Origin of the sequence: Methylobacterium sp. J-043, assembly GCF_022829505.1 — a bacterium.
Taxonomy (GTDB): Bacteria; Pseudomonadota; Alphaproteobacteria; order Rhizobiales; family Beijerinckiaceae; genus Methylobacterium; species Methylobacterium extorquens_A.
Genome location: NZ_JAKSYB010000045.1, coordinates 144,297 through 169,769, shown reverse-complemented (window position 1 = coordinate 169,769; position 25,473 = coordinate 144,297). Strand labels below are relative to the sequence as shown.

Sequence of the window (25,473 nt, the reverse complement as noted above, 5' to 3'; positions counted from 1 at the left end):
ACGGCGTCAGCGATGTCGGTAGCGTATCCCTCCGATTCGGCGATGACGTTAAGGCGAACGCAACTTCATGGATGTTCATCTGAGACGAACGAGTGCGCGGGGGCGTCCTCGAAATAGAGGAGACGGGCATGACGGATGCATGCCGGATGAGGATTGCGCCCGCACCGCGGCGCACGGGTTCAGTCCTGTTGCTCACATCCCTCATCGCATCCGGAACGGCGCTTGCGCTGGCGGGTGATACGGCGTCCCACCGCGTCACGCAGAAGGGTCGATCCTTCGCGCCGGGCGCAATCTCCCTGCGGGCCGGCGAAGCCATCGCCATCGTCAACGACGACGGAGAACTCGTCCATCACGCCTATCTGGAAAATCCGGACTTCAGCTTCGACACCGGTGAGCAGAGTCCGGGCAGTAAAACGGTCGTCTTTTTCCCGAAGCCAGGGCAGTTCACGATCCTGTGCGGCATTCATCCGAAAATGAAGCTCGCCGTCTCAGTGAAGTGATGAAGCGTGCGATATTTTTTGTTAGAAAATTTCGAGATGCTTCTGGGGCTATCGGTCCGTCGGCATCTCGGAAACCAGGCCTGCGCGCGCGTTTCACGCCGACGTCATGCGAGGCTTAACCGAAATTAAAGCTAGAGCCTCAAAGATCGAATCGATCGAGGTTCGAATGGCTTGGAAATTCGTGGGGGGTGTGGCGGCCCTCCTGACGATTTTATTGGGAGGTTTGGCGATCGCGACGAACGGCGAGCCCGACCGCTCGGCCATGTTCGCCGAATACCGCCGCCCGGCCACCATCCCCTTCCCCGACGACAACCCCTATGGGGCGGCCAAGGCCGAACTCGGCCGCGCGCTGTTCTTCGAGCCCGTCCTCTCGCGTGACGGCGATCGCACCTGCGCCACCTGTCACATACCGGGGCAGGACTGGACCGACTCGAATCCGCGCGCTCCGCGCAGCGACGGCGGCTTCATGGATTTCCGCACGCCGACGCTGCTCAACGTCGCCTGGACCGACACGATCTATGGCTGGGACGGCAAGTTCCGCGGCCTCGAGACGGTGGCCCGCACGCCGCTGACTGCGCCCGGCAACATGAACATGCCGCCCGAAGAGATGGTCCGGCGCCTCTCGGCCGATCCGAAATATGTCACGGCTTTCGCAAAGGCTTTCCCTGGACCCGTTCCGGAGGGCGGACCGGTCACACAGGAGCGGATCGAACAGGCACTCGCCACCTTCCAGCGCCTGATCGTCTCCGGCCGCGCACCCTTCGACCGCTGGGTCGAGGGCGATGCGCGCGCAATGAAACCAGCCGCCAAGCGCGGCTTCGATCTGTTCAACGAAAAGGCCAATTGCGCCGCCTGCCATTCGGGCTGGAACTTCACTGACGGCTCGTTCCACGACATCGGCGTCACCACCGACGGTGCGATCGGCCGGGGGCGGTTCTTCCCGACCTCGACGGCCCTGCGCCACGCCTTCAAGACGCCGACCCTGCGCAACGTCGCCCGGCGCCCGCCCTACATGCATGATGGCTCACTGACGACGTTGCCGCAGGTGATCGACCTCTACGACCGCGGCGGCATCGACCGGCCGAGCCGGTCCCGCGACATCCGTCCGCTCCATCTGACGGCGCAGGAGAAGGCCGACCTCATCGCCTTTATGGAATCCCTGAACGACGACGGCAGCGACGGGCCCGCCTACCAGCCGATCGGAGCCGAGCCACCGCGCCCGTGATCGACATCGAGTCCGGCGCATTTGTCAGTAGTTGACCGTCGCGCGCAGACCCAGAACCGTGGCGTTGCGCAGTCGGCGTCCGCGCTCATTGGCCAGACCGCCGCCGGGTCGCATGACGTATTGGAGATCCGGCTGAAGGGTGAGGCCGGGCACCATTTCCGCCTGATAGGTCGCCTCGAACACGGTCTCGCTGCTGCGCAGCGGTCCCGATCCGGCCCCGAAGACGCGGACGTCCCGGTCGAAGGCGCGGGCAGCCGGGCTGATGCGGGAATGGATCACCCCGAAGCCCAGCGTATCGTTGGGGCGGCCCTCGAACAGGCCGCGATAGGCCACACCGGCATCGACGTAGAGATCGATCAGGTTGCGGTCAGCCGGCACGGCGGAGACCCGCAGGAAGGCCGAGGCACCCTCGTTCACCGTGCCGGGCTCGCGATAGATCGTCTGATCGAGCATCGCGTAGAGGCCCGCATTGCCGCGAAAGCGCCGAGCGATTCCGCTCGCCTCGGGATCGGCCAGAAGCCGCCCCCGGACTTCGTCGAGGCGGGGGCTGTCGAATCGGCCGAAATGGTACCAGCCGCCCAGGGTCGCGGTGCCGGGCAGCCGCTCGGCACCGGGCAGGCTGGTATAGGCATAGGCCACCTCGCCGATCAGCAGTGCCGGGTCGTTGACGCGGAAACTCGTGCCGGTGCGGTTGCGCCGCTCCGGATCGGTCTCCTCGCCGGCCGGACTGCCCGCCGGGTCGCCGTTGAACAGGCCGCCCTGCAGCGAGAGTTCGGCGGTCGGCTCGTATTTCAGGCGGATGGCCGGCGTGGCCAGCGGATAGATCGGCCCGCCGCTCGGCATCACGACCGCGCCGACATTCGGCCAGCCGAATCCGGCATTGATGAACACCACCCCCGACTGCGCGATGGCGAACTCCGTGTCGGCCGAAACCTGCCCGATCTTCACCGAGAGCCGGTCGTCGAAGAAGCGCTGCTCGATCCACAGCTCGAACAGCCGGGTCGAGGGCAAAGCCTCGATGCCGCTGACCGTCGTCAGGTTGTTGACGAAGCGCCGCGACAGGCCGTGCCCGTGGATCTGGAAGAAATCGGTATGAAACCGGGCGCCGCTCCAGCCGGCGAGCCGGTCGAGATCGATGTCGAGCGAGGTGTCGAGGCGACCGCCGAAGGTCGTCCCGCGCCGTAGCCCGCCGGAGGCACTGGAAAACCCCTCGCCGATATAGGTGAGGACGTAGGTGACGCCCCGTTCGGCCAGCGCCGCGCGCAAGCCGAACGGATCGCCGTAGGGGCCGAGCGCATCCTGGATCGAGCCTTCGTTCGTCACCGACACCTGATCCGACGTCCGCGATTGCGCGATCGCGGTCTGCGGGTCGCCGCCCGCACCCGTCAGCGGAAGGGCCAGCGGTAGGGCCAGGGATGGCAGCGATTGGGCACATGCCGGGACGGAGGCGGCGCAGAGCAGACCGGACAGGGCGAGGACCGACGCGCCGCCCTCGAGGAGACGGCGCGTCCGGGCCGCGCGACCGCGTGTCGTTTCCGCTCTCAAGGCATCGCTCGGCTCGGCACACAGGGGTGTCTGCGCGGTCGGCGCCCCTCCGTCGAGGGGAGCGGTCCGGCCGGGACATATCGGATGATATCCAAGCAGGCGCAAATGACAGCCCTGCGAAACGCCGGCCCTGGGCACGGTTCTGGATGGGGATCACCGCCCGTCAAAGCGGTTCGATCCCGAGCACTTTCATCCTTGAGCGCAACGTCGTCGGCTTGAGGCCAAGGAGTTCGGCCGCGCCGCCTGCACCGAAGACCTTTCCGCCGCTGAGGTGAAGCGCCGCCTCGATTTCGCTGCGCGCGCGGGCACGGCGCTCCTCTTCGGACAGCGGCCGGCCAAGATCCGCCGGGCGCTTCGGCGCGGGTTGGACGGGACCGGTGCTGCGGGCTTCCGGCAGATCGAAGCGCAGCCGCCCGTGCTCGGCAAGAATCGCGGCGCGCTCGATCACATTCTCCAATTCCCGCACGTTGCCCGGCCAGTCGTAACGGGACAGGCGCCGCGCGTCGGCCTCGGTCAGGCGCAGATCCGTCCGGTTGAGGCGCCGCGCGGCTGCCTTCAGGACATGCTGCGCGATGAGCGGCACGTCCTCGCGGCGCTCCCGCAAGGGCGCGGAGGTTAGGGGGAAGACGTTGAGGCGGAAGTAGAGATCCTCGCGGAATCGACCGCGGCGCACCTCCTCCTTGAGGTCGCGGTTGGTTGCGGCGATCAGCCGGATATCGACCGCGCGGGTGCGTTCCTCGCCGACCCGCTCGAACTGGCGCTCTTGCAGGACGCGCAGGAGCTTGCCCTGGAGATCGAGCGGGATTTCCCCGACCTCGTCGAGGAACAGCGTACCACCGTCGGCGAGTTCGAACCGCCCGATCCGGTCGCGCAGGGCTCCGGTGAAGGCGCCCTTGGCGTGGCCGAAGAACTCGCTCTCGAACAGGTCGCGCGGGATCGCTGCGCAGTTCACGCGGATCAGCGGCCGCTCGCGGCGGCGGCTCGCCTCGTGGATCGCCCGGGCGATCAGTTCCTTCCCGGTCCCGGATTCGCCGGTGACGAGGACGGTGGCATCGGTGCCTGCGACCACGTCGATCTGCCGCAGCAACGCCTCCATGACCGGGCTACGCCCGATGATACCCTGATGGTGGCTCTCGGCGCGAATCTCCTCCTTCAGGTAGGCGTTCTCCTGCTCCAGGCGCTCGCGCAGGGAATCGACCTCGGCGAGCGCCGCGCGCAGCCGGTCCTCGTCCTCCCGGCGCTGGCTGACGTCGCGAAACACGATTACCGCGCCGAGCAATTGCCCGCTCTCGCGGATCGGCGTCGAGGTGTACTCGACGGGAAAACAGGTGCCGTCCTTGCGCCAGAACACCTCGCCATCGACCTGATGCACCGCCCCATCGCGGAAGGCCGCGTAGATCGGGCAGTCGCGATGCGGGTAATGCGCGCCGCCCGGATGGGTGTGGTGGACGCTGGCGTGCATGTCCTTGCCGACGAGGTCGGCCGAGGCCCATCCCAGCATCCGCTCCGCGGCCGGGTTGACGAAGGTGGTGATCCCCTCCGCGTTGACGCCGTAGATCCCCTCCCCCGCCGCGCCCAGGATCAGCCGGTTGCCGCGCTCGATGTCGCGAAAGATGCGCTCCATGCGCTGCCATTCCGGCAGGCCGGCACGCATATGCGCCTCGGCCTCCCGGTCGATGCGGCGGCGCTCGCGCTCATCGAGATCAAAGAGGGTGACGAGCAGCCGTGTCGGCTCGCCCGAGAGGACGCAGCCGGCATATTCGAGCTGCAACGGCTTTCCGCCGCCGTGGCGCGGCGTGAGGGTGTGCGTGCACCATCGCCCCTCTGCGAGGACAGCTTGGGTGAATACCACGAGCGCGGACCGTTGATCGGGGTGGAGGACGCTCACCGGCATGGCGCGCAGCGCTGCACGCGAATGGCCGAGGAGGCGGATCGCGGCCGGATTCGCGTCGGCGATGCGGTCGGCCAGCGGTTCAAAGACCATCATCGCTTCGCCATTCTCATCGAAGGCGCGGCCGTAATCCGACATGGCTGCCTGCCTCGACGTCGCTGTCATCACTGCGAAATCTCGCATCATCACTACGGGATTTCGCCATATGCGAAATGTCGTAGCCGAGACACGAGGTGCTAAGTCTCTGTAGATACAAGAGTTGCGCCGCGTTGCCGATATGGCACGTCGCTTGCCAAACGATTGGGTGAAGACGCAGCGAACACGTCGGTGCGTCGTCCGAGCCTCGTTCCGGCACCTCGGGACAGGCCGGAACGGTCCGCCCGCAGGGAGACAAGCATGAAGCGCGAAGACCTCACCGAGAAGCTTCTCGACATCAAGCGCGAGAAGGGCTGGACCTGGAAGTACATTCAGGAGGAGATCGGCGGCATCTCACCGATCCTCATCACCGCCGCCTGCATGGGTCAGATGAAGCTGCCCAAGGCGCAGGCCGCCAAGGCCGCCGAGCTGTTTGGGCTGAGCCAGGCCGAGGAGCGGATGCTGAACGAGGCCCCCTATCGCGGCTCAATCCCGCAGATGCCGCCGACCGACCCGCTGGTCTACCGCTTCTACGAGTTGGTGATGGTCTATGGCACGACCTGGAAGGAACTGATCCAGGAGGAGTTCGGCGACGGCATCATGTCGGCGATCGACTTCAACATGACGATGGAGCGCGAGCCCAACAACAAGGGCGACCGGGTGAAGATGAATCTTTCCGGCAAGTTCCTGCCCTACAAATACTACGGCAACGACGAAGGCGTGCCGGAATACGGCTTCAAGGAGCCGTAGGAGCCCGCCGGTTGAGAGAAGCCCGGTGCCATGACGGCGCCGGGCTTCTCTTCGTGTCAAAGGGTTTTCGTCCGGATCGATACCGGCCTCGCCTGATCCGGTTCAGCAACCGACACAGATGTCCTTCATGAGGAAACTGTCCTTGAACTGAGGTTCAGGCTTCTGCGCGGCCTCGCCGCTTGTCGGCGCGCCCAAGACCTGCGGGCGAGGGATGACTCTTCCTGTCGGCGCGACATGCGGGGCCGTGATCGTCGTCTCCGGGCCACCGCCCGTACCGGTCTGCGCCGGATGATTCATCGCGTTTGCGACCGTGGGCGCGAGCAGGCAGATCACGCCGACGACCGCGATGCTCAAAGATGTCGTTCCATTCACGTTTCGTCTCCTGTTCGATTGCGGATCCTTCTCGTACCTTGTGGATCCTTCTCATATAGGGACGTCTATTACGAATGTACGCCGCCTTACGCCGAATCTGACCGGTCTTTGACTGTAATCGATCCGTCACGATCGGGTCTATTCTCAGCGAACTGTCGCGATCCCTCCCTCCACGGCGCATCGCGATGCGTTCAGCGTGTTCCGGGGAGATGACAGATCAGCGGGTTCGCTCGACGGCCGCCGCTTTGATAGCTCTTTGCGTGACCGATCGAGCCGGTCATGTCCTGCGTCGGGTTTCCGCCGGGACGTTTCACGACGATGTCGCAGTACATCCGATTGGGATCGCCGGGGCCTTGAAGGTCCATCGTGCGCCGAGCCAGCGCCAACGTCGGCAGCAGGATAGGCGCGACGGCAGCAAGCAGAACCAGTGCGCGGCTTAATCCACGAGACAACAAATTTCTCCGATCTTGCAGAGCGCGGCCCAAACAAGAGGCACATTGATTAAATATAAATCTCATAATGGAAGCCAAGTGCGTAAGAACACATCCGAGATACTGCAACAATTTTGCACAAAGTCGAAATTATAATCAGGAATAAATCCATTGTTTAAACGTGTCGGGCTAGTAGCAGCCCGAAATTTACGGGGCAATACGCTCGCAAGCATCCCGATATGGCTTGGTCTCTGACCCGCTCCGAGAAAACGCTTCGGATCACCTCCGGCGATTTACGTTCGGCCGCGAACGGCTGTGCACCGCTGCTCACGGGGTCGAGCGGATCCTGCGTCGATCCAAGCGGGTCATCGCCTGGCGAAACGGATGGCAAGGCCAGCGGCCGTCTTCTTCGGACAGGTCATCCTGCTGCACTATGACCGCGCCGGGCGCGAGGGCGGCGACGGGCTCGGTGATTGTTAGAGCATCGTCCCGAAAGGTGGCTTCCGGCTTTCGGAAAAGATGATGCAAAAACAAAAGGCTAGAGCATCGTCCTGGATCCGATATCTAGGACGATGCTCTAGCGCGTCACCACTCCCACTCCGCGCCGACGCCGACCGAGGTGCGGCCATCACTGCCGGCCTCGCCGTTCAGCTTGATCCGCCGCGTCACGTCGTAGTTGATCGTCGCGGCGGTGTCGGCGGGCTTGGCGCCGGCCTTCACGCCGACGCTGATGCGATCGTTGATGTAGCGCGAGGCGCCGACCGCCGGGCCGCCGCTCGCGCCCGTCGAGACATCGAGGCTGTCGAGGCCGAGCCCCTTGCGGGCCGCCTCGAACACGTCGGGGCCCCCTGCCCCGCCGGAAAGCTGCGCCACAGCTTGAGCCAATTGCAGCGCCTGGAACGCCGAGAGCCCGGCCGCCGCCTTCTTGAAGAGGATGCGCGAGAGGATCTCGTCCTGTGGCAGGCTCGGATCTGAGGAAAGCGCGAAGACGGGCTGCGCGGCGGGGCCGGTGACCGCGACGCGGGCGGTGACGTCGGCGGCCTTGGTCTCGGCAGCGAAGTCGAGGTCGGGCTGGGCGATGTCGCCGGCAAAGAACACCCGGCCCCGGGTGAAATCGAGGCGCTGTCCGCCGAGGCTGAACACGCCGCGGCGCAGCGAGAAGTCGCCGTTGGCCTGCGGGTCGCGCGAGGAGCCGGTGACGTGCAGTTCGCCGCCGAGCTCCGCGTCGATGCCGCGTCCGCGCACGAAGATGCGGCTCGGCGCACTCACGATCACGTCCAGACCGGCATCGAAGGGCGGGGTCGCCTTCTTCCGGCGGCCGGCCGCCTCGATCTGCGCCTTGCGCTCGGCCCGCTTGGCGAGGCGCTCGCGCACCTCCGGCGTCACGTTCACCCGTCGGATGCCCGGAAGCGGCTGCACCGTGGCGGGCAGGCGGTCGGGCACCGAGACATCGATGGACACGACATCGACCCGGCCCTTGATGACCGGCTTGCGGGCGAGCGGGCCTGAGAGGGCGAGGTTGAGGCTTGAGACGGCCGTCATCAGCGGGCTCGATACCAGTTCGGCCCGGTCGGCGGTGATGCGAAGCGTGCCGGGAAAGCCGGAGGCCGGTTCGACGGCGACGCGCCCATCCACGGAGAGGCGTCCGCCATTGCGGGTCGCCGCGGTCAGCCGCTCGATGACGATCGTGTCGCCCCGGCCCGTCACCCGGCCCTGGATGTCGGTGATGCGGATGCCGTTGATCGGATCGGTGAGGCTGCCCCCCGAAAGCGTCGCCGAACCTTCCACCTTCGGCGCCGCGACCGTGCCGGTCACGCCCGCATCGAGCACGATACGGCCGGCGACCCGCTGCCCACTCCCGCTCAGCATCGAGTTGGCGAGCGCAACGTCGAGGTTGCCGCGGGCGCGTAAATTCAGCCCGCCGCCGGCTTCGACCGGTATTGTGCCCGTCACGGTCACGTCGGCGCCGCGCCCGGCCGAGACCCGCCCGTCGATGCTGGCCTCGCCGTCACTGAGCCGACCGTTCGCCCGCGCGGTGATCGGCGGCAGGCCGGCCTTGCGGGTTTCGGGCGTCACAAGGCCGGCGACGGTGAGGGCATAGCGCCCTTCCGGCCGCGCGGCGGTCCCGCGCAAGTCCGCCTCGCCCTCCAGCGTGCCGGAGAGCGCGAGGCTCGGGCTCGCAATCCGCGCGAGCGATAGCGGCAGGGCACGGATGCCGAGCTTGAGGTCGAGATCGGACCCCGCCCGCCCCTGAACGCTGATCCGGCCGGACCCGGCGGCCACCACCAGATTCTCGATCAGCGCGGAGCCACCGTCCAGCGTGATCGCGGCGGGGCCAGCTAGCGCCAGACGATCGCCACCGCGCTGTGCCGAGAACCGGGCAATCTCGATCCGCGTGCGCTCGGCCGGGATCAGCCGCGCGGCGCCGTCGAGGGCAAAGCCGCGGGCCTGGGCGGTGAGGGTGATGTCGCTCGCCGCCGCCGTGCCGTTGGCGGTGAGCCGCACCGTATCGATGCTTTGGCCCGCCGCCACGAGCCGCCCGATATCAGCATGGCCGTCGATGACCGGATGCGCTCGAAGATCGCGGCCGGTGAGATCCGCATCGAGCTTGGCGAGGCCGAACGTGTCGTAGCGCAGGCTGGAACCTGTGGCGCGGATGGTCGCGTCCTGGCGCCCACCCGCGCGGGAGAGGGTCACCGCCGCATCGAGGCTGCCGCCCATGGGTGCAAGCGCGAGCGGTGACAGGTCGGCGAGATCCCCGGCACGGACCGTCAGAGCGCCTTCGGCGAGGAGGCTGTCGGCATTGAGGACCGCTTGTCCGTCCGCGGCGACGGAGCCGAGAGCGAAGGCGAGCCGGTCGAGGGCGTAGTCGCTCCGGCTCGGCCGGGCGATATGGGCCTCGGCCCGCAACGGCTTGCCGGCGATATCGCCGGTCATGCGAAGAGTGCCGTCCAGGGCATCCCGCAGGTCGTTCAGCGCCGCGTCGAGGCGCAGATCCCGAATCGGCCGCCCGTTGGCGCTCACTTCCGGTGCGCGGAGCGCGGCGGTGACGGCCGGCTTGAGCAGGGAGCCCGTCAGCCGTGCATCGGCGCTCGCCGGCCCGGACAGGCGCTCGTCGAAGGTGGAGAGGTTCTTGAGATCGACGCGGGCGGCGACATCGGCGGTCTTGGCGTTCGCCTGCCCCTGGAGGGTGGCGACGAGCCCCGCGCCCTCGAAGCGCAGGCGCTCGAAACCGTAGCCGTCATAGGTCTGCGAGACGCGTCCCGTCAGTGCCGGAGTGCGGCCGACGAGCCGGTCGGCGATCGCCTCGCCCAGCACGAGACCGCCGCCCCGCAGGTCGAGGTCGGCGGAAAGAGCCTTGCGGGCGGGATCACCGCTCAAGACCGCCTTGGCATCGAGGCGGCCGGCGAGGGTCCGCCCCGCGATGCCCGAGAAAGCGCCGACATCGGACAACGCCGCATCGAGCGTGCCGGCCAGCGTGTTCTGCCCGATCCGTCCGGCATAGGCGGCGCGGGCCGTCTCCGACTCGGCGGTCAGGGTGGTGACATCCAATACGCCGTCCGAGCCGGCGGCGGCGCGTAAGGTGAGCTTGGCGCGGCTGCCGACGGCACGGCGCAGCGCGGGATCGGCGAGACGCAGGCCGTCCATCGCCGCATCGGCGGTGATGGCGAATCGTTGCGCCTTTTCGGTGCCCGTCGGCTCGACGTTCAGGACGGCATCGATGCGCTCCAGGCTCGATTCGCTGGTGCGCAGACCGGCGGCCTTGAGGTTACCCTTCACCCGCGGCGCCGAGAGCGGCCCCTTCAGGCTGCCGTCGAAGACGAGGGTGTCCAACTCGGCATCCGCCGCCTTGGTGACGCCGCCCTCGGTCGGGACCGCCCGCGCCGAGATCGTGAAATCCGCGATCCGGTCAACGCTGAGGGTTCCGCCGACCGCGAGCCGCGCGGTGCGCGAGGCGAGGTCGAGCCGGTCGATGCGGAACGACCCCGTATCGGAGAAGGCCATGCCGCCGTCGAGCTTGGTCTCACCGGAGAAGATCGCCGCGGCCGGGCCCGGCACAAGGCCCTCGATGCGCGAGGTCAGGTCGAGGCTCAGGCGACGGTCCGTGCCGATGCGTGAGAGGCGCGCGCCGCCTTTGGCACCGATGTCCGGGCCGGCGTCGAAATCGAGCTTCGCATTGAAGGAATCGAGGGTGCCGCGACCGTCGAGGTCGAAGTTGATCGGCGGCGTGCCGGGGAGGTTCGCGGCCTTTGAGAGGAGCCCGCCCTGTGGCTCGACGAGGCTCGCCTTCAGTTCCAGGCGCTCGCCCTTGGGCACGAACAGGAGCCGTGCGATGAAGCGACCGGCCGCGTCGAGGCGGCGGAAATCGGCGCTGACATCGAGCCCCTCGGAGGGGTTTCCGAGCTTGGCCTTGCCATCCCCCGCGAGCCGCGCCGGCTGGCCCGCGACGCTCTCGCCCAGCACCAGTTCGGCCAGCGCGAAGCTCTTGATCTCGACTTTCACCGGCAGGTCCGGCAGCAGGCTGCCATCGGGCTCGGCCTCGACCGGCGTCGGGCCGGGTACCGGCTTGCGCAGGACTTCGAGGCGGCCAATCTCCAGAGTGTCGACTTCGAGCCGTCCGGACAGCAGGGCAAGGCGCCGCCAGACCAAGCGAGCGCGGTCGAGCTTCAGCCACGGACCGTCGGAATCGCTGATGACCACGTCGCGGATCGTCGCGTCCGAGGACAGGGCGCCATCGACGGCGCCAATCGTGACCTGCGACGAGGGCGTCGAGAGTGCCTTCGACAGGAGGCCGCCGAGCACTGTTTTCTCGCCATCGGCGGCGCGGGTGTCGTCGGTGGTGATGAAGGCGGCAAAGAGCAGGGCGATCGACAGGAACGCGGCCGCGAACAAAGCTCTGCTGCGGGCTCGGCCCCTCCCCTCGCCCGCCGTGGCGGCCGGGCTGCGACGGTGTCGTCCGCGAGCAGAAAACGCCATTCAGAACGCCTGTCCGAGGCTGATGTACAGGGCTACCGGCAGCTCGCGATTTCCCTTGATCCGGTCGAGTGGGAAGGCGAGGTCGGCGCGGATCGGACCGATGCCGGTGTAGTAGCGGACACCGATGCCCGCCGCCTTGCGGATACGCTCATCGAAATCCGGCAGTGTCGAGGCGAAGGCGGTGCCCGCATCGAAGAACGGCACGACGCCGATCGTGTCGGTGACCTTGATCCGGGCCTCGATCGAGGCCTCCAGCAGGCTGCGCCCGCCGATCGGCAGGTTGAACGGGCCGCGGGGCCCCAGCGTGCGGAAGGCGAAGCCACGCACCGAGCCGCCGCCGCCTGCGAAGAAGCGGAAATTGTCGGGGATCTCATCGAGCCGGGCGCCCGAGACCGAGCCGAAGCCGACGCGGCCGGCGAGCACATATTTCCGCTCGTCGTCGAGCGCGTAGTAGGTCGAGCCCTGCGCCTTCGCGACGAAGATGCCCGGATCCGAGCCGAGGAAGCCGGGATAGGGCGCTGCCGACGCGATCACCCGGAAACCCTCGGTCGGGTCGAGCAGACTGTCGGTCGAGTCGTAGGTGACTGAGAGGGGCACGCCGATCAGCCGGTAATCGACGGTGCCGATGGCATCCTTCGATCGGCCGACCTGCCCGTCGAGGCCGATCTGGGCCGAGAAGGTGTCGGAGAAACGGTGGCGGACCGCGACCGACGCCCCGGCGGCGTCCACGAAGTAGCTCTGCTGCACTTCGCGGGTAACGAAGAGGTTCGCCAGCAGATCGTTGCGGGTGCCGCCGAGTGCCGGCTTCACGAAGGTGGCCGAGAGGCGCCCGCCGAGGCCGGTCGTGTCGATGCCGGCAAGCTTGCGCTGGGTTGCGAACGGATCGAAGCCGAGTCCGAGATAATAGATGTCGGCGTCGAGCCGCAGCGTCTCGCCGCCGCCCCAGAGGTTGCGGTTGGCATAGTAGGCGCGCACGCCCGGCCCATCGACCGTGGAGTAGCGCGCCGAGACGCCGATGAGGTTGCGTTCGCGCTCGCTCACCTCGACGAAGATCGGCAGGTTGCCCTGCGCATCGAGGCTTTCGCCCTCGCGTACGCGGACCGCGCCGAGGCCCTCGATGCGGGCGACCGAGCGACGGATGTCGGAGACCGCCTTCGGCGAGTAGGGATCGCCGGGCTCGGAATAGATGAACGAGCGGATCACCGCCGGATCGATCCCGTCGGTCGCCTTGACCGACACTTCGCCAAGCCCAGCCATCGGCCCGGGATCGATGGTGAAGGTCACGTCCATGACGTGGGCCGCGTCGTCAACGACGGGATCGCGCGTCACGGCCTTGGCGAAGGGGTGGCCCAGGGCGCGGAAGCGATCGACGATCTTCGCCTCGCGGGCGAGCACGGTCGCCGAGCGGGCCGGAACATCGTCGCCGGTGCGGGTGAAGCGCTCCGGCAGCACCTCGTCCGAGAACGGACGGCCGCGGGGGTCGAGGGCGCGCACGGTGCGCAAGGTGTAGGCGGGACCGAGATCGACCGCGATCTTGACCGGAACCAGCGCCCGTGCGCGGGACGCCTCCGCGGCACGGGCGGCGGCGGACAAAGATGCCTCGCCGCCCACCGGGATGCCGTCGATCCGGATCGAGACGGTGCCCTGATAATAGCCGTAACCGGACAACACATCGGTCAGGCGGCGTAGGTCGGCCTCGGCGCGCCGCACCAGCCCCTCCCCGTCCGGCGGTGCCTCCTGGCGCAGGCGGTGGAGCGTCGAGGTGTCTTGCAGGGCTCGGAGAATGTCCGAGTCGTCCGTGCCGGTGATCCGAAGGCTGTAAGGCAGTGCCGTCGCGCTCGGCGCCGGCGGCTCCTCGTCCGAGCCGAACAAGCCGAACAGGTCGAAGGCTGCGGCCGGCTGCGGCAGCAGGACCAAAGCCGCGACACTCAGAAGAACGCCACCAAAGACCGGCGAACGCAGCAGGCAGTTCATCCGGACATGCATTCGCTGGGTGGGGTCCGCTGCTCGTGACGGGCGATGCCTCCAGGAAAGCATCCAGGTATTAAGTACCCGTCGATCCCATGCGCGGCTACCCCGGCCCCGCTTGGCACAGTGCGCGATCGAGAAATGGTGAGCGGACAACGGCCGGGTGTACCCGATGCGCCGCAGTTCGGGGCTGGCCGCCGTGACACGCGGCGCGTTCGGGGACGCGGCCCTACGCTTCGTCTCCGATGACCGTGATCTGAGCCGGCAGCGGCAGGCTGATCGTACAGCGCAGACCCTGCGGTTCGAAGGCGAGGGTCGTCTCCGCCTTCAACTCGTAGCGGAGGCTGCGTTTGAGCACTTCCGTGCCGAAGCCGCAGTGCGACGGCGCTGGCTTGAGGTCGGCGAGACCGCTTTCTTCCCAGACGAAGGTCAATTGCGGGCGGGAGCCAGCCGGCTCTACCGGCTGCGACAGTGTCCAGGTGACGTGGATGCATCCCTGCGGCACCGTCAGGGCGCCGTGCTCGACGGCGTTCACGGCGAGTTCGTGGATGGCCATGGCCAGCACCTCTGCCGCGCCGGGGCGCAGAAAGAGGCTCGGGCCGGAAATCGCCACCTGTTCCCCCTCGCGCGCGAGATGGACAAGAAGTTCATCCGCCACGAGAGAATGCAGGCCGATCCCCTCGGGGACGCTACGCATCAGGGCATTGAGTACGCGGGCGAGCGCGTCGAGCCGCCCGTCGAGATGAGCGACATAGGACTCGACGGAATCGCTCGTCTCGGCGGAGCGTCGGATGATCGCCCGCAGCATGGACAGCGTGTTGCGCACCTTGTGACGTAGTTCCGCAGGTAAGCCCGTCTCGTCGAGGAAGCGGCGCAAGCGCCGATTCTCGGCCTCCAACTCCTCGATGCGTGCGTCGCGCGGATCCTGGTTCATGACCTAGCCGTTCGCTGACTTTGGTAGGATGAATCGGCCAGTCGCCGATCCTCAATCCTCGTCCATGACTGACGAATCGCGCTCATGATGGAGATAGGACGGGTCGAAGAGCGAGGCGGCCTGGAGTGCCGGAAAGTCCGGAATCGTCAGCTGTCGGCCGCGCAGCCGGATCAAACCTTCCGCCCGCAATTCCTTCAGGGTGCGATTGATGTGGACCGTGGAGAGGCCCATCGCATCGCCGAGATCGGCCTGGGTGATCGGGAACTCGCAACTGGTATCGCTCGTCATGCCGACGGCGCGCAGACGCAGGAACAACTCGCAGAACAGATGCCCGAGCCGCTCGGTCGCCAATCGCTGACCGAGGCTGACGGTCCATTCGCGCTGGATCGCCGACGTCACGAGCATTTCCCACCACAGCGCCTCCGCCACACGCGGAAATTGGACGGAGATCTCCCGTATTGCGGCTTCCGAAATCTCGGCGAGAACCACCGAGGTCAACGTACCGAGAGAGTGGTCCATCTTCCGCAGCACGAAGACATGCGGATCGCACAGATCACCGGGCAGAAAGATCGAGATAACCTGACGGCGTCCATCCTCGAGTTGCTTGTAACGGCAAGCCCAGCCTTCGAGCACGACGTTGACATGACGCGGCCGGTCACCGTCGCGGACCACGTCTTCACGCGGTCCCAGCCTTCGTGTCGGCTGAGCGATCTTCTCCAACGCCTGCTTCTCTTCGGAAGTGAGGCGAATGAAGTTTTCCAGCTTGCGGACGAGCAGGTTTGCCACTGGGTTTCCTTGGCCTAGTCGAGGCAACCTAGCGCTCTCGAAATCGAGCTGAACTAACGTACGTTATTTTGGCATCCGAAAGCATTGAGCTGTGAACAGAATCATGCCACCGGGCCGAGGGCGTACGGCCGCAGGCATTCGCTTCAGGTTGCATCGCCGAGGGGCTCGAGTCGCCTGCCGCCCCGCCAATCAACCCGATCGACAAACGCTGCAAGAGGCGGAATGGTCGGCCGAAATTTTTGAACGTGAAGTTTGGTGGGGGAAGTAGGACTCGAACCTACGAAGCTTACGCAGCGGATTTACAGTCCGCCCCCTTTGCCGCTCGGGACATTCCCCCAAACCGGGTCACCGCGTGTCTTTCGCGGCGGGCGAGGTCCTTATGATTAGGGCGCGAACGGGTGTCAACCGATCTGCTGGGCCCAATTTCTATCCACAGGGCGCCACATCGCAGATTCGGACCTGGGCCCGCTCCGCCCCTCGCCAGCGGTCGCACGACAGGGTTCCGGCGATGTGGAAGCTCCGCCCGATCCCGCCGAGCAGGGCGACGCCCAGCGGTCCTTGCGCGGCCCTGAAGGCAATTGCGCCGACCGCCTGCCCATCCCCGCTGACGAGGCGGGCGCGGACATGCCCGTTGCCGACGATCCCGGCATCGACAATGCGGTGGCGGGGCAACGCCATCACCGGCTCGGGCGCCCCCTGCCCGAACGGGCCGGCCCGCTGGATCAGTCGGACGAGTTCGGCGGTCGCCCCTCCGGCGCTCACGGTGCCGTCGATCAGCAGCGCCTCGGCGGCGCGGGCCCGGCCGACCGCCTCGACAAGATCACCGGTGAGGCTTTCCCCGAAGGCGGTGAGGCCTCCGGGTGGGAGGGTCACGCCCGCGGCCATGGCGTGCCCACCGCCTTTGACCGCAAGCCCCGCCCCGACCGCGGCACGCACGGCACCGCCGAGATCCGCCCCGACGACGGAACGGCCGGAGCCGACGGCGCTGCCGTCGGGCTTCACCGCGAAGGCGAACGCCGGCCGGCCGAACCGTTCCTTGAGCCGGGCTGCGATGAGGCCGACAATGCCGGGATGCCATTCCGGAGAGGCGGCGATCAGGACCGGACGGTCGGGATCGCGGGTCAGGTACGCATCCATCTCCGCCTCGGCCTCGGCGACGGCCTGCGCCTCGATGGCCTGCCGCTCGCGGTTGAGCCGATCGAGTTCGTCGGCGATGCGACGGGCCTCCATCGGATCGGCGGTGGTGAGAAGCCGCGCGCCGAGACCGGCATCGCCGATCCGCCCGCCGGCATTGATGCGCGGCCCAAGGAGAAAGCCGAGATGCCACGCCTCGGGCGGCTCGCTCAGTCCGGCCGCATCGAGCAGTGCTGCCAGTCCCGGACGCCCGCGCCCGCGCATCACCGCAAGCCCCTGGACGACGAAGGCGCGGTTGAGACCGGTCAGCGGCACCACGTCGGCGACGGTGGCGAGGGCGACCAGGTCGAGGAAGTCGGTGAGGCGCGGCTCGGCGGATGTTGCGAAGACGCCATCCCGACGCAGTCGACGGGCCAGTGCGACGAGGGTCATGAAGACCACGCCCGCCGCGCAGAGATGGCCGAGGCCGGACAGGTCGTCGAGACGGTTCGGATTGACCAGGGCGCGCGTCTGAGGAAGCTCTTCCGGCGCGCCATGGTGGTCGAGCACGATCACGTCGAGGCCCAGATCCGCGGCTGCGGCCAGCGGCTCGTGGCCGGCGGTACCGCAATCGACGCAGACCAGTAGGCCCGCGCCCTCCTCCCGGAGGGTCGTGACGGCGCCGACATTGGGGCCGTACCCTTCCGTAATGCGGTCGGGAATGTGGATGCGCACCGGCACGCCGAGGGCCCGAAGGTAGTCTGCAAGCAGCGCCGCGCTCGACGCGCCGTCCACGTCGTAATCGCCGAAGATCGCCACCGCTTCGCGGGCGCGCACGGCATGGGCGAGCCGCTCGACCGCCGCCTCCATATCAACGAGGACGGAGGGGTCCGGCATCAGGTCGCGCAGACGTGGGGCGAGGTAGGCTTCCGCCTCCGCCGGCCGTACGCCACGCCCGACGAGAACGCGCGCGAGCAGATCGGGCAGGCCGTAAGCCTGGGTCATCATCACGGCGAGCGCTTGAAGGCTCGGATCACCGCAGCGCTCGCGCCAGGGCCGCCCGAGCGCCGAGGCGGTGACGTCGAGGAATGGACGCGGGAGGCCCGAGGGCGGATCGATGAGCATGGCGGCGGTCACGCGGCCGACCATAGTCGCTTTCGTGCGCCGAGGCTGCGCCCCGCAAACGACAACGGGGCAGGCGATTGCTCGCCCGCCCCGCCGCGCTGCCGCTCGTATGGACCGGTCAGAGGTTCTTGACGATCGAGTCGACGACCTTCTTGGCGTCGCCGAACAACATCATCGTGTTGTCGCGGAAGAACACCTCGTTCTCGACGCCGGCATAGCCGGAACCCATGCCGCGCTTGATGAAGAGCACGGTCTTGGCCTTCTCCACGTCGAGGATCGGCATGCCGTAGATCGGCGAGGCCTTGTCGGTCTTAGCGGCCGGGTTGGTGACGTCGTTGGCGCCGATCACGAAGGCCACGTCGGCCTGCGGGAACTCACCGTTGATGTCTTCCAGCTCAAACACCTCGTCGTAGGGCACGTTGGCTTCGGCCAGGAGCACGTTCATGTGCCCCGGCATGCGGCCTGCCACCGGGTGGATGGCGTACTTCACCTCGACGCCTTCCTTCTTCAGCATGTCCACCATCTCGCGGAGGCTATGCTGAGCCTGGGCGACCGCCATGCCGTAGCCCGGCACGATGATGACGCGCTCGGCGTTCTTCATAATGTAGGCCGCGTCGTCGGCCGAGCCCTGCTTGACGGGGCGCGTCTCGACCTGGCCGCCACCGGCCGCCGCGGCGGAATCACCGCCGAAGCCGCCGAGGATGACCGAGATGAACGACCGGTTCATCGCCTTGCACATGATGTAGGACAGGATCGCGCCCGAGGAGCCGACCAGCGAACCCGTGATGATCAGTGCGAGGTTGCCCAGGGTGAAGCCGATGCCGGCCGCCGCCCAGCCCGAGTAGGAGTTCAGCATCGAGACGACGACGGGCATGTCCGCGCCGCCGATCGGGATGATGAGCAGACCGCCCAGGGTGAAGGACAGGAGCACGATCAGCCAGAAGACGAGCTTGCTCTCGTTGCCGATGAACACCGCGATCAGCACCACCAGGGCGATGCCCAGCGCGATGTTGATGGCGTGCCGCTGCGGCAGCATGATCGGCTTGCCGGACATGCGCCCGTCGAGCTTGGCGAAGGCGATGACCGACCCGGTGAAGGTGATCGCGCCGATCGCCGCGCCCAGCGCCATCTCGAACAGCGACTCCTTGTGGATGTGGCCGTTCTCGAGGATGCCGACCGCCTGGGGAGCGTAGAGCGTGGCCGCCGCACCCGCCACGGCGGCAAGGCCGACGAGCGAGTGGAAGGCCGCGACGAGCTGCGGCATCGCCGTCATCGGCACCCGCTTGGCGATCACGGCACCGGCGCCACCGCCAATGCCGAGGCCGAGCAGCACCAGGATCCAAGCGCCGAACCCGGCCGGCGGATGGCCGACCAGGGTGGTGAGCACGGCGAGCGCCATGCCGATCATGCCGTACAGGTTACCCTGTCGCGACGTGGTCGGGTGCGAGAGCCCCCGCAGCGCCATGATGAACAGGACGCCGGCGACGATGTAGAGAAGGGATGAGACGTTTTCCGACATCGCCTCAGGCCTTCTTCTTGTACATGCCGAGCATGCGCTGGGTGACGAGGAAGCCGCCGAAGATGTTCACGGAGGCGAGGACGATGCCGATGAAGCCGAAGAAGCGGGCCCAGCCGGTGCCCTTCTCAATGAGCGGCACGCCGGCCGCCAGGAGAGCGCCGACGATGATGACCGACGAGATCGCGTTGGTCACCGACATCAGCGGCGTGTGCAGGGCCGGGGTCACCGACCAGACGACGTAGTAGCCGACGAAGATCGCGAGCACGAAGATCGCGAGCTGGAACACCGTGGGATCGACGGCGCCGTGGGTGGCGGCGGCGATGCCGTGCCCGAGCGAGTCGGCGATCGACTGCGCCTGGGCGGCGTTCTGATGGGCGATGTCAGCCGCGGCGCGCGCGGCCGAGGCAGCAGCCTGGGCCTGCTCTGCAGGTGAGACGGGCGGAAGGGGGGTTGCCATGGTGAGATCCTCCGCGACCGATCAGGCTTTGGGCTGAAAGTTGGGGTGGACCACCTGACCGTCGCGGGTCAGATTGGTGGCCTTGACGAGTTCGTCGTCCCACTGCACCGCCAGCGCCTTCGACTCCTTGTCGATCAGGGTCTCGACGAAAGCGTAGAGGTTGCGGGCGTAGAGGCTCGACGCGGTAGCCGCGAGGCGGCCCGGCACGTTGACGTGGCCGACGATCTTCACGCCGTTGCCGACGGTGACGATCTCACCGGGCTTTGCGCCCGCGACGTTGCCGCCGCGCTCGACCGCGAGGTCGACGAGCACCGAGCCCGGCTTCATCGAAGCGACCATCTCCTCGGAGACGAGCTTCGGCGCCGGCCGGCCGGGGATCAGCGCCGTGGTGATGACGATGTCCTGCTTGGCGATGTGGCCCTTGACCAGCTCCGCCTGCTTCTTCTGGTACTCGGCCGACATCTCCTTGGCGTAGCCACCGGAGGTCTCGGCTTGCTTGAACTCGTCGTCCTCGACGGCAACGAACTTCGCGCCGAGCGATTCGACCTGTTCCTTGGTGGCGGGCCGCACGTCGGTGGCGGTCACCACGGCACCCATGCGGCGGGCGGTGGCAATGGCCTGCAAGCCGGCGACGCCGACGCCCATGATGAAGATGCGCGCGGCCGGAACGGTGCCGGCGGCGGTCATCATCATCGGCAGGGAGCGGCCGTACTCGGCGGCGCCATCGACCACCGCGCGGTAGCCAGCGAGGTTCGCCTGGGAGGAGAGGACGTCCATCACCTGCGCGCGGGTGATGCGGGGCATCAGCTCCATGGCGAAGGTGTTGACACCGGCCTCGGCGGCGGCTTTCAGCGCGTCCTCGTGCCCGTAGGGGTCCATGATCGCGACGACCGTGGCGCCCTTCTGGGTCTTGCCCAGTTCCTCGGCATTGAGACGGCGGACCTTCAGGACGAGGTCGGCGCCGGAGAGAGCCTCCTCGGCGCTCCCGGCGATCTTGGCGCCGGCGGCCTCGTACTCGCCATCGGGCACGCCGGCCTTGGCGCCGGCTCCCGATTGCACGACGACATCGGACCCCAGACCTATGAACTTCTTGACCGTTTCTGGGACGGCCGCGACCCGTGGTTCTGTCGGGTCCGTCTCCGTCAAGACGGCAATACGCATCAGTTGCTCCCGTTCTTACAGCCGCCTTTCGGCGTGCCGGTATCCGAGCTTGCTGGGAAGTTCAGATTTGGAAAAGGCCGACGCAAGAAGTCGGCCTGGAAGTCTCGATCCTCAGCTCAGGAAAAGGATCGCGAGGAGTGCGGCGAAGACGAAGGCCTGGGCCTTCCAGCCGATGGCGGGGACGAAGGCGCCGATGGCTGCGCCCACCCAGGAGACCAGCACGCCGATGATCGCGGTGAGCCACGCTTCGTGCACGCCGCCGATGGCGAGAGCGGTCACCCAGCACAACACCGTGACGGTACCGATCTCGACGAAGCGGACGAAGCCCCGATAGGTCTGCTCGTGGGTCTTCTCGTCCATCGCCGGGCTGTAGTGCATGCCGGTGAGGGTCTTCGTGTCCGCCATTGCGCGCCCGTTCCCTGGTATCGTTTTGCTTGTCACGCGCGGATTTAGCGCAAGGCAACTCCGCTCGCAATCAGCTTGACGGTCGCGCTAGGGAGTCGTGAGCCGGCTTTTGTCAGACCGGAGCGGGCAGACCGGCCTCCGCGAGCGCCGTTTCCTGACGCTCCGAGAGCATTTCCAGGGAGAAACGCTCGATCTCGGCCTCGAACAAGCGGTGATAGTTCAGCTCGGACCGCAGGTGCAGGAAGACAGCACCGAGCCCGACCGCCGCACGGTCCATGAACACGAATTCTTGTGGAATCGTGACCGGCCCGCGCTCCTTCAGGGCTTGATGTACAGAGAAGGCCTCCCGCCTGCCGTAGGCTCCGGGCTCGATCCCATCCGCGACCGTGCGAGTGCGGTCTTCCAGCAGCGGCCCGTAGATGAAGCGGGCCCAGATATTGAGGATGTCGACGGTCTCCTTGTCGAGCTGCTTGAATCCCCAGACTTCGTAGGCGTGGACCACGCGATCCCGGTCGTTTTCCAGCAGACCGCGGTAGAGATCGACGACGCCGCCGACGAATCGCGGGTGGAAGATGCGTACGCATCCGTAATCGAGCAGGTTGATGCCCTGCGCCTCGCCGCCCTCTGAAAAGACGGTGTAGTTGCCCAGATGCGGATCGCCGTGGATGACCGCGGCGCGGCTGAACGGATGCCACCACGCCCTGAACATGGCTTGGGCGATGCGGTTGCGGATCTCGATCGGGGCGTCGGCGTAATTCAGGATCCTTTCGCCGTCGAGCCAGCCGAGGGTAAGAAGGCGCTTCGTCGACAGGGTGGGATTGACCGCCGGCACCCGCACCGAATCAACGTCCCTGAGCACGCTGCCGTAGAGCTCGGCATGCTTGGCCTCGCGGCCGTAATCGAGTTCTTCCCGTACCCGGGCACCGATCTCCTTGGCAATCTCGGAGGTATCGAGCCAGGAGTTCATCCGGCGATGCAGCGCAAAGGCGACCTGAAGCTGCTTCAAGTCGGCTTCGACGGCCGACTGCATGTCGGGATATTGGAGCTTGCAGGCGAGAGCTGCCCCGTCGAGCGATTCGGCGCGATGGACCTGCCCCAGCGAGGCGGCGGCGGCCGGCTTGAGATCGAAGCTGCCGAAGCGGCTTTGCCAGTCGGCCCCGAGTTCGGCCATCATCCGGCGCTTGACGAAGGCCGCGCCCATCGGCGGCGCATCGGCCTGAAGTTTCTGCAATTCGGCCGCGTATTCCGGCGGCAGCAGGTCCGGCACGGTGGCGAGCAGCTGCGCCACCTTCATGATCGGCCCTTTGAGGCCGCCGAGCGCCTGGGCCAAAGCCGCCGCGTTGTTCAGGCTCGCACCGTCCTTGCCGCCGAACAGGCGCGCCGCCGCCATCCGCGCGGCCACCCCTCCGACATTGGCGCCGACGCTGGCATAGCGGCTCGCGCGGGCGGTGAAGCGGTTGGCTTCGCGGTCGGTCTCGGCCATGGATTCGGATCGATTCCTATCGGGACTCGACCGGAGATAGGCACCGCCGGGCCTCGCGCCCAGGGCGCTGGGGCGGCGCGCCGCGGGTGGCGCTACGCTTTTGGCCAGTTGTCTCGGATCCAGCGGGTCAGGCCGAATTCATCGATCTCGCCCGCGGCGAGGCCACGGATCATCAGCACCGCCTCCGCCTCGGCAACCAAGAAGTCGATGTCGTTCAGACCGAGGAAGGTCACGAATGCCAGCAGTGCCGCGCGCTTGTTGCCATCGATGAACGGATGGTTCTTGGCGATGCCGAAGGCGTAGGCCGCGGCGAGTTCGGCTAGATCCGGCTCGCCGTAGCCTGCGCGATTGATGGGCCGACCGAGCGCCGATTCGAGCCCCCCCTCGTCGCGCAGGCCCAGAGGCCCGCCGAAGAGCTTGAGCTGCTGTGCGTGGATGGCCTGGACGAGATCGCTCGTGAGCCAGACGATTTCGCTCACTTCGCAAGCTCGGCGAGCGCGTTCCGATAGGTCTTCATCGCCTTCTCGGCGATCTTCATGCCCTTCTCGAAGGTCGGGTCGTAGGGCGAGAGATGCAGCGTGCCGTCGGCGTTCTCGGTGACGTGCAGCCAGTCACCCTGATCCAGCTTGAGCCTGCCGACGAGCTCCTTCGGCAGGATCAGCCCGGTCGAATTTCCGATGCGCTTGATTTCAAGTTTCATGGAGTTGGCCCTACACGTCTTATCCGCGTTCAACGCGCGTATAACACGTCTGGGCTATAGCCCACAAAATGTGGGCTACGCTCCCTCCATCGCCTCCAGCTCCGCGATCATCCCCTCGATCATCCCGAGACCAATCTGCCAGAAGCCCGGGTCGCTGGCGTCGAGCCCGAACGGCTCCAGCAACTCGCCGTACGGCTTCGAACCGCCGGCCGACAGCAGGGCGAAGTAGCGCTCGACGAAGCCGGGCTCGGCGCGGGCGTAGACGCCGTAGAGCGAGTTCACGAGGCAATCGCCAAACGCGTAGGCGTAGACGTAGAACGGCGAGTGGATGAAGTGCGGGATGTAGGCCCAGAACGGCTCGTAGCCCTTGTCGAGGGTGATTGCCGGACCGAGGCTCTCGGACTGCACCGACATCCAGAGTTCGTTGATCTGCTCGGCCGTCAGCTCGCCCTTGGCGCGGGCGAGGTGGACCTTCCGCTCGAACGAGTAGAACGCGATCTGGCGCACCACCGTGTTGATCATGTCCTCGACCTTGGCCGCCAGCATCGCCCGGCGCTGGGTCGGGTCCGTGGTCTGGCCCAAGAGGCGCTGGAAGGTCAGCATCTCGCCGAACACACTCGCCGTTTCGGCCAGCGTCAGAGGGGTTGGCGCCATCAGCGCGCCGTTGGCGGCGGCGAGCACCTGATGAACGCCGTGGCCGAGTTCGTGCGCGAGGGTCATCACGTCGCGCGGCTTGCCCTGGTAATTCACCAGAACATAGGGATGGGCCGAGGGAACGGTCGGGTGCGCGAAGGCGCCGGGCGCCTTGCCGGGCCGGGTCGGCGCATCGATCCAGCCGCCGTCGAAGAATTTCTTGGCGATGCCGGCCATGTCCGGCGAGAAGGCGTCGTAGGCCTCCAGCACCGTGTCGCGGGCCTGAGCCCAGGGAATCGTGCGCTGCTCGACCTTCGGCAGCGGCGCGTTGCGGTCCCAGTAGGGCAGCGCCTCGACGCCGAACCACTTGGCCTTGAGCCGGTAATAGCGGTGCGACAGCCGCGGATAGGCCGCGCGCACGGCCTCGACCATGGCGGCGACGACCTCCGGCTCGACGCGGTTCGAGAGGTGGCGGGCATCGGCTACGTCCTTGAAGCCGCGCCAGCGGTCGGAGATCTCCTTGTCCTTGGCCAGCGTGTTGGTGATCAGCGTGAAGATACGCAGATTTGCCCGCAGGGTCTCACCGAGCGCCTGCGCCGCCTCCTGGCGCACCGCACCGTCCGCGTCCTGAAGCTTGTTGAGCGTCGGCTCCAGCGTCAGGCGCTCGCCCTGAACCGAGAAGCGGAGAGAGGCGATCGTCTCATTGAACAGCCGGTCCCAGGCGGCGTTCGACGTCACAGACTTGTCCAGGAACAGCTTTTCCGTGCGGTCGTCGAGCTGGTGCGGCTTCTCGCGCCGCAGATCCTCGATCCAGGGCCGGTAGTGGGCCAGCGGCCCGTCCGCCATCGCAGCATCGAGCACGGCATCCTCGACGCGGTTCAACTCCAGACCGAAGAACAGCAGGTCGCCCGAGGCTGTGGTCAGCCGCTCGCGGGTGTCGCCATAGAACTTGGCGCGGGTCTCGTCCGTCGTGTCGCCGGAATAGACGAGGCCGGCATAGGACATCAGCCGCCCCATCAGATCCTCGATCCGCTCGAAGGTCTGCACCGCCTCGCCGAGCACGGAAGAGGCATCCGGCCCGGCCGCGATCTCGGCAATCCGGCCCGCATAGCGTTCGGCGAAAACCCGGCTCTCCGCCTCGGCCCGGTCGAGATCGTCGCGGAAGGCCGGGGCGTCCATGCTCGGATAGAGGTCGGTAAGGTCCCATTCCGGCAGCACGCCGAGATCGGCCGCCTGCAGCGCGCCGCGCACCGCCGCGAGTTCCTCAGCCCCTCTCGGCAAGTCTGGCGACAGGGCGGCGAAAACGGCTCGGCTCGACATGATGTGCTGTTTCCTCGACGTAGTGGATCGCGGGTTCGGCATC

Annotated in this window: 20 protein-coding genes and 1 tRNA gene; 3 read left to right on the top strand and 18 right to left on the bottom strand. The window is 67.2% G+C overall.

Translation table 11 applies throughout. From position 1 onward, the window contains the following. Window positions 1-128 precede the first annotated feature (128 nt). Together MKK50_RS12195 and MKK50_RS12190 are read left to right on the top strand one after the other, a co-directional pair. Window positions 129-500, top strand: coding sequence for a cupredoxin domain-containing protein (locus MKK50_RS12195; protein WP_253371779.1), 372 nt, complete (start codon window positions 129-131; stop codon window positions 498-500). Window positions 501-666: 166 nt separating this feature from the next. Beyond that, window positions 667-1,725 (top strand): cytochrome-c peroxidase, encoded by a 1,059-nt coding sequence (locus tag MKK50_RS12190; RefSeq protein WP_499022554.1) that lies wholly within the window; start codon window positions 667-669, stop codon window positions 1,723-1,725. Window positions 1,726-1,749: 24 nt separating this feature from the next. On the opposite strand, the gene MKK50_RS12185 is transcribed toward MKK50_RS12190, so the two are convergent. Together MKK50_RS12185 and MKK50_RS12180 are read right to left on the bottom strand one after the other, a co-directional pair. Beyond that, the gene (locus MKK50_RS12185; protein WP_499022552.1) at window positions 1,750-3,270 is read right to left on the bottom strand and encodes a carbohydrate porin; all 1,521 of its coding nucleotides are present in this window, start codon (window positions 3,268-3,270) and stop codon (window positions 1,750-1,752) included. 163 nt (window positions 3,271-3,433) lie between these two features. Then, entirely contained in the window at window positions 3,434-5,299 is a 1,866-nt protein-coding gene (locus MKK50_RS12180) for a sigma-54 interaction domain-containing protein (RefSeq protein WP_499022550.1), read from the bottom strand. Window positions 5,300-5,557: 258 nt separating this feature from the next. Here MKK50_RS12180 and cynS point away from each other — a divergent pair, with 258 nt between their 5' ends. Beyond that, window positions 5,558-6,046 carry a cyanase gene (cynS, locus tag MKK50_RS12175; protein ID WP_499022548.1) on the top strand — a complete coding sequence of 163 codons (489 nt, stop codon included), beginning with the start codon at window positions 5,558-5,560 and terminating at the stop codon, window positions 6,044-6,046. Window positions 6,047-6,148: 102 nt separating this feature from the next. Here the strand turns inward: cynS and MKK50_RS12170 are convergent, their stop codons facing one another. The 16 genes from MKK50_RS12170 to MKK50_RS12095 all read right to left on the bottom strand — a co-directional run bounded on the left by MKK50_RS12170 (window position 6,149) and on the right by MKK50_RS12095 (window position 25,430). Continuing rightward, window positions 6,149-6,400 carry a hypothetical protein gene (locus tag MKK50_RS12170; RefSeq protein ID WP_499022547.1) on the bottom strand — a complete coding sequence of 84 codons (252 nt, stop codon included), beginning with the start codon at window positions 6,398-6,400 and terminating at the stop codon, window positions 6,149-6,151. A gap of 209 nt (window positions 6,401-6,609) precedes the next feature. Continuing rightward, window positions 6,610-6,870: a hypothetical protein gene (locus MKK50_RS12165; protein WP_499022544.1), complete on the bottom strand. Its 261-nt coding sequence runs from the start codon at window positions 6,868-6,870 to the stop codon at window positions 6,610-6,612. 564 nt (window positions 6,871-7,434) lie between these two features. Then, window positions 7,435-11,826: a translocation/assembly module TamB domain-containing protein gene (locus MKK50_RS12160; protein ID WP_499022542.1), complete on the bottom strand. Its 4,392-nt coding sequence runs from the start codon at window positions 11,824-11,826 to the stop codon at window positions 7,435-7,437. Continuing rightward, entirely contained in the window at window positions 11,827-13,812 is a 1,986-nt protein-coding gene (locus tag MKK50_RS12155) for an autotransporter assembly complex protein TamA (RefSeq protein WP_499022540.1), read from the bottom strand. 211 nt (window positions 13,813-14,023) lie between these two features. Then, on the bottom strand, window positions 14,024-14,728 hold the full coding sequence (locus MKK50_RS12150) for an HWE histidine kinase domain-containing protein (RefSeq protein ID WP_499022539.1): 705 nt from the start codon (window positions 14,726-14,728) through the stop codon (window positions 14,024-14,026). A 51-nt stretch (window positions 14,729-14,779) separates the two neighbouring features. Continuing rightward, window positions 14,780-15,514, bottom strand: a complete 735-nt coding sequence (locus tag MKK50_RS12145) for a Crp/Fnr family transcriptional regulator (protein ID WP_253371797.1) — start codon at window positions 15,512-15,514, stop codon at window positions 14,780-14,782. A 253-nt stretch (window positions 15,515-15,767) separates the two neighbouring features. Then, window positions 15,768-15,851: transfer RNA gene (locus tag MKK50_RS12140), tRNA-Tyr, on the bottom strand. Between the two features lie 89 nt (window positions 15,852-15,940). Continuing rightward, entirely contained in the window at window positions 15,941-17,776 is a 1,836-nt protein-coding gene (gene recJ, locus MKK50_RS12135; protein ID WP_499022536.1) for a single-stranded-DNA-specific exonuclease RecJ, read from the bottom strand. Between the two features lie 94 nt (window positions 17,777-17,870). Beyond that, window positions 17,871-19,271 (bottom strand): NAD(P)(+) transhydrogenase (Re/Si-specific) subunit beta, encoded by a 1,401-nt coding sequence (locus MKK50_RS12130; RefSeq protein ID WP_253371801.1) that lies wholly within the window; start codon window positions 19,269-19,271, stop codon window positions 17,871-17,873. A gap of 4 nt (window positions 19,272-19,275) precedes the next feature. Beyond that, a complete protein-coding gene (locus MKK50_RS12125; protein ID WP_004446455.1) occupies window positions 19,276-19,728 on the bottom strand; it encodes a proton-translocating transhydrogenase family protein in 453 nt (150 codons plus the stop codon). A gap of 21 nt (window positions 19,729-19,749) precedes the next feature. Beyond that, the gene (locus tag MKK50_RS12120; RefSeq protein WP_253371802.1) at window positions 19,750-20,889 is read right to left on the bottom strand and encodes a Re/Si-specific NAD(P)(+) transhydrogenase subunit alpha; all 1,140 of its coding nucleotides are present in this window, start codon (window positions 20,887-20,889) and stop codon (window positions 19,750-19,752) included. Between the two features lie 111 nt (window positions 20,890-21,000). Continuing rightward, window positions 21,001-21,294 (bottom strand): aa3-type cytochrome c oxidase subunit IV, encoded by a 294-nt coding sequence (locus MKK50_RS12115; protein ID WP_499022532.1) that lies wholly within the window; start codon window positions 21,292-21,294, stop codon window positions 21,001-21,003. 112 nt (window positions 21,295-21,406) lie between these two features. Continuing rightward, window positions 21,407-22,777: an ABC1 kinase family protein gene (locus MKK50_RS12110; RefSeq protein WP_499022529.1), complete on the bottom strand. Its 1,371-nt coding sequence runs from the start codon at window positions 22,775-22,777 to the stop codon at window positions 21,407-21,409. Between the two features lie 92 nt (window positions 22,778-22,869). Continuing rightward, window positions 22,870-23,256, bottom strand: a complete 387-nt coding sequence (locus tag MKK50_RS12105; RefSeq protein WP_499022527.1) for a type II toxin-antitoxin system death-on-curing family toxin — start codon at window positions 23,254-23,256, stop codon at window positions 22,870-22,872. Further along, on the bottom strand, window positions 23,253-23,477 hold the full coding sequence (locus MKK50_RS12100; RefSeq protein ID WP_238257596.1) for an AbrB/MazE/SpoVT family DNA-binding domain-containing protein: 225 nt from the start codon (window positions 23,475-23,477) through the stop codon (window positions 23,253-23,255). Before MKK50_RS12100 ends, MKK50_RS12105 begins: the two co-directional genes overlap by 4 nt. A 75-nt stretch (window positions 23,478-23,552) precedes the next feature. Further along, window positions 23,553-25,430, bottom strand: coding sequence for a M3 family oligoendopeptidase (locus MKK50_RS12095; RefSeq protein WP_499022524.1), 1,878 nt, complete (start codon window positions 25,428-25,430; stop codon window positions 23,553-23,555). Window positions 25,431-25,473 lie beyond the last annotated feature (43 nt).